4 protein-coding genes are annotated in these 3313 nt (G+C 64.7%); all 4 read left to right on the top strand.

The features are described from left to right. Positions 1-654, top strand: a 654-nt coding sequence (locus SM765_RS22930) for a lytic transglycosylase domain-containing protein (protein WP_368981939.1), incomplete at its 5' end; no start/stop codon positions are given. A gap of 16 nt (positions 655-670) precedes the next feature. Continuing rightward, positions 671-952: a TrbC/VirB2 family protein gene (locus SM765_RS22925; RefSeq protein ID WP_036761582.1), complete on the top strand. Its 282-nt coding sequence runs from the start codon at positions 671-673 to the stop codon at positions 950-952. 111 nt (positions 953-1063) lie between these two features. After that, complete coding sequence (locus tag SM765_RS22920; protein WP_008335580.1) at positions 1064-1342, top strand: VirB3 family type IV secretion system protein; 279 nt, start codon at positions 1064-1066, stop codon at positions 1340-1342. Beyond that, positions 1317-3313: VirB4 family type IV secretion/conjugal transfer ATPase (locus SM765_RS22915; protein WP_368981938.1), on the top strand; the 1997-nt coding region annotated here is incomplete at its 3' end. The genes SM765_RS22920 and SM765_RS22915, both read left to right, overlap by 26 nt.

Genomic DNA, 3313 nt, shown 5'->3' with positions numbered 1-3313 from the left:
TCGAGGAGCGCGGCTGACGTCATCGCCTTCGGCCGCGACGGGACAGCCCGGACCTCGGGCTGGACCTTTCATGGCGAACGACCTGCCTGGGCGGGGCTGGGTGATAGCGCTGAGGCCGGGGTGGTTCTTGCCTCGCTGGATGCCACACCGCCGTCCGGACGCGACGACATCCTCTCCCTGATCCGCACGACTGCTGACCGGTACCAGGGGAACCGCGCCCTGCGGCAAGTCGGCCTCGATGAGGACGACTGGCTGGTCCTTTTCCAAGCCCTGGTCGAGGCCGAAAGCAGCTACAATCCGACTGCCGTGAGCCCCAAGGGTGCCTATGGTCTTGGCCAGCTGATGCCGGATACTGCCCGTGCGCTCGGCGTCGATCCGCGCGATCCCTCACAGAACCTCGACGGCGCCGCACGCTATCTGCTCGCGCAGCTGGCCACATTCAAGGACATCAACCTGGCGCTCGCAGCCTATAATGCCGGGCCGCACCGCGTGGTCGAGTATTCCGGCACCCCGCCTTTCACCGAGACTCGCGACTACATCGCGCGCATCCATCGGATCCGGTCCCGGCTGGCGGGTGCGCCTTTTTCCGCGCCGGATATCCGTGTCGCGACCCGCGTGCCTGCCCGCGCGCCGGTCCTTATCGAACTTCAGTAAAACAAGGGAACTTCGCATGCTTCGACATCGCCTCAGCCGCCTCTTGCCTGCCGCCACAACCCTGGCGGCTTTCGCAACGCCCGTCCTCGCGCAAGACTTGTCACCGATCCAGACCATGCTGGAAACCGTCGAGGCCGCGCTGACCGGTCCCATCGGGATCGCGGTCGCCACGCTCGCGGTCATCGGCACCGGTTTCATGTGCATGATGGGACGGCTGAACTGGGGCTGGTTCGCCTCGGTCATCATCGGGATCGTGCTGATCTTCTCGGCCGGCACCATCGTCGACGGCTTCTCGTGACATTCCGGCAAAATAGCGTCCTACGAGCGACCCGAACGCGTTGTGCTACGCAAACGCTGCCTCGGGCCCCTCTCCGGACACACATTTCCTTCTAAGCCGGAATATCACCCAATGGCAGAACGATCTCCCCTCTTTCTGGGCCTCGCCCGTCCGCCCAAGTATCTGGGTCTCCCTGTCGGATACCTCGTGGTTCTGGCGACCGGGGTCGTTCTGCCGTTCATCTGGACGAAGTCGATGGTGTTCTTCCTGATCGGGATTGTCGCCTATCCGATCCTCTGGTTCGTCGCCGACCGCGAGCCGCATTTCTTCGAGGTCCTGCGCGTCTCCTACGGCTCTGTGCGCGCGACGAAGAACCGGGCCCTGCATGGAGGCGACAGCTTTGGCGCGTGATGCGGGCACCCTTTCTTCCTTCGGGACCGCCTTGCATCACGCCGGCGGCGGCGAGTTCGCGCGGGAGAGCTATCTGGCCGAGCACCTGCCGTATTTCGCGCTCACGGATGACGATGTCATGGTGCTGCGAGAAGGCGATCTCCTCGCAACCATGCGCCTCGATGGTCTCAATCCGATGACCACTGAGGACGCCCGGCTCGACGCGCTCAAGCGCGCGGTTGCCGCCATCGTCGCCCAGACCGGCAATGCCTTCGGTTTCTACATACACCGGATCTCCGTGCCGCAAAATCTCGGGATGCGCCCCATCGAGGGCGACAGCTTCGCCGCCGCGATCGATGCGCGGTGGCAGTCCCATGTGAAAAACCTGCGCCCCGCCAAGCGCCAGCTTTATCTCAGCGTCATCCGGCGGCCCGACATCTCGGCGCGCATTCCGCTCCTTCGGGCACTGGCCCGCAAGGCCTGGGTCAAGGACCGCGCGACACGGATGCAGGAGTTGAACGAGGTCATGGGCTTCTTCGAGGTGGCGCTTGCGTCGGCCAATCCGGTCAGACTCACGAAAGCTGGCGGCGAATGGCTGGGCTATCTCAATACGCTGAACGCCGGCAGCTTCTCCCCCATCGCCTTCGGGCAAAGTGCCTTGCCCCTCTCGCACACCCTGAGCAATTGCCGCGCGACCTTTGATGGCGACGTGGCCACCCTGACCGATGCAGTGACTGGGCGGGTCAAATACGGCGCGCTCTTCTCAATGAAGACCTATCCCGCACTGACCGACGTCACGCTGCTCGACGCGCTCGACCTGCCCCTCGACATCGTGCTCACGAACTCCTTCAGCCCGATCCCGAACAACATCATGGCCGAACGCATCCAGCGGATCATTCGTCAGATGCACGCCTCAGACGATGCCGCCGTGTCCCTGCGCGAACAGCTGGGACAAGCCGCCGATGATCAGGAGGCAGGACGCATCGCCTTTGGCGACCACCACCTGTCGATCGCCGTCTACGCCCCGGGCCGCGACACGCTCGAACGGGCCGCCGCCCAGATCAAGCGCGTGGGCCAGGAAATCATGTCGGTGATCGTGCGGGAGAACATGGCGCTGAAAGCCACCTACTTCGCGCAATCCCCCGGCAATTTCGGCTACCGCGCCCGCAAGACGCCGATCTCCTCGATCAACTTCGCCGACTTCGCGGCGCTTCACGGCAGCGTCGAGGGACGTGGCCCGGACCAATCCCCCTGGGGCCAAACCATCTCGGTCCTGCCCACGGTCGGCACCTCTGGCTATCGCTTCAATTTCCATGAGGCGGGCAGCCCGGACAAGGAGCCGACCGTTGGCCATACGCTTGTGCTCGGGCGCACCGGCACCGGCAAGACGCTCACCACCGCCTTCCTCGCGGCCCAAGCGCAGCGGGTTGGCGCGCGGCTCTTTTTCTTCGACAAGGATCACGGCCTCGAAATGGCGGTGCGCGCGCTTGGTGGCCGCTATAATGAAATCCGCGCGGGCGTGCCGACGGGGTTGAACCCGCTTGCCACGGAGACGGACGAGCGCGGCCGCGCCTGGCTCTCGGACTGGCTCGCGACCCTTCTCACGCGGAATGGCACGCTCTCGGGCGAGCAATCCCGCCACATCCAGAGCGCGGTCGGCCAGAACGCCGATGCGGGCGCGGCGTTGCAGCGCTTTGTCAGTTTCGAGACGCTGTTTCAGTCGCTCGATGATGATGGCGAGCTGCAGTCCCGCGTTGCCGAATGGGCGCCGGGTGGACGTTACGGATGGGTTTTCGACGAACCCGAGCGGGGCGCGGGCCTCAATCTCGCGGGTAACATCGTCGGGTTTGACATGACCGAAATCCTCGACATGACGACCGAGCGCATGGCGGTGCTCTCCTACATCTTCCGCCAAATCGAACGCGTGGTCGAGGATCGCCGCCCCACCATCATCGTGCTCGACGAGGCCTGGAAGCTCTTGGACGATACCTA

The organism is Pseudophaeobacter sp. 1A09344, assembly GCF_041008745.1.
In the GTDB taxonomy this organism is placed as follows: Bacteria; Pseudomonadota; Alphaproteobacteria; order Rhodobacterales; family Rhodobacteraceae; genus Phycobacter; species Phycobacter gallaeciensis_A.
Note: the sequence above shows the minus strand (reverse complement) of the source record. Positions and strands in the feature narration are given on the sequence as shown.